A 1,398-nucleotide genomic window follows, 5' to 3' on the forward strand; every position below is an offset into this window, starting at 1 on the left:
CTGAAACTGAGAAACCCGCACAAAGTAGGTTCCCCGTTAATAATTAATAATTAATAATTAATAATTAATAATTAACAGTTACCCCTTGGGTTCAAATATCCAGGGGAATGGCTGACAATTCCAAGGCATAAATAGTTTCCCCCTGAAACTGAGAAACCCGCACAAAGTAGGTTCCCCGTGGCAATAGGTCAATCTCAATAGATTCTGTAGCCAAAGCCGGGTTATTTGAAGAGGCGATAATATCATCAGGTTGAACCGCTTGATTTTGATTAAAATCTTGGATTAAATCCACATTAGCATCCGCTTTTAAACCGTGCAGAAATAGGCTAAACTCACTGCCATTATTGGGAATGATAAATTCATAAATATTGACCGGGTTATCATCCGTAACCGAGTTAACTATAGTCCGACTTCCCAAGAGAGTATCTAAAGCGATCGCATTACTGAGGTCATCGCCGAACTGTGGGGGTGCGCCCAACCTCCCCAACGGCGAACCAAACCGAAAAAAATGCTCAAAAAGGCTGCCAATTATCTCTTCTTCTATACCCTGAACAGCATCAAAATTGCGATCGCGATAAAACTCCGTATCAAAGGACTCGCTAGGGTTCAACCCCTGAAATTGTCCGATTTTGAAAAAATGCTCAAATGCCGTAAATTCCCCGTTAGCTACTCCCTGAGCGACTGAAGGATTTTGTTGTAGATAAAAAACCGGGTCAAAAAAGGGATTAGGGCTGAGGTTGTCCGTTTGTCCAATATTAACAAAATGAGCCGCTGCAGTGGTAATTCCCGCCTCTACTTCCGACTGAATATCGGGATTTTGTGCCAGATAAAATTCCCCATCAAAAATCGGGTTAGGTGTTCGTCCTTCAAATTGTCCATAGCGAGAAAAATGCTCAAAGGCGGTCTCAAAAACCCCGTTAGCGATCGCATCTTTAACGTCCTGATTTTGTGCCAAATAAAACCCTTCATCAAATAAAGTTTCAAGGGTAAGCATAAAAAGCCTTTTCCCAGCAGAGGATTAATGTTCACCACTAGATTATCGCCAATTAGTCGTCAATTGTCCATTCCCATTGTAGGTTAGGCGAATATGTAGGTTGGGTGAAGCGCAGCCGGGCCCAACTTCCCCTACCATTGTAGGTTGGGTGAAGCGCAGCCGGGCCCAACTTCTCCAGTGTACCATTGTAGGTTGGGTGAAGCGCAGCCGGGCCCAACTTCTCCAGTGTACCATTGTAGGTTGGGTGAAGCGCAGGGAAACCCAACTTTCCCATTGTAGGTTGGGTGAAGCGCAGCCGGGCCCAACTTCCCCAGCCGTGATAAATCAGGTTTCTGTGAAAAAGCCGGTTAATTTTCCGCATTTATGGTAATGTAGAATCAGGTATCAATAACCATCCTGATTAT

The 1,398-nt window shown here is 44.1% G+C and carries 1 protein-coding gene; it reads right to left on the reverse strand.

The features are described from left to right. Positions 1–91 precede the first annotated feature (91 nt). Positions 92–994, reverse strand: a complete 903-nt coding sequence (locus ACTIE0_RS21465) for a pre-peptidase C-terminal domain-containing protein (RefSeq protein WP_006625568.1) — start codon at positions 992–994, stop codon at positions 92–94. Between the last annotated feature and the right edge of the window lie 404 nt (positions 995–1,398).

Source organism: Limnospira sp. (assembly GCF_051859755.1).
Taxonomy (GTDB): Bacteria; Cyanobacteriota; Cyanobacteriia; order Cyanobacteriales; family Microcoleaceae; genus Limnospira; species Limnospira fusiformis.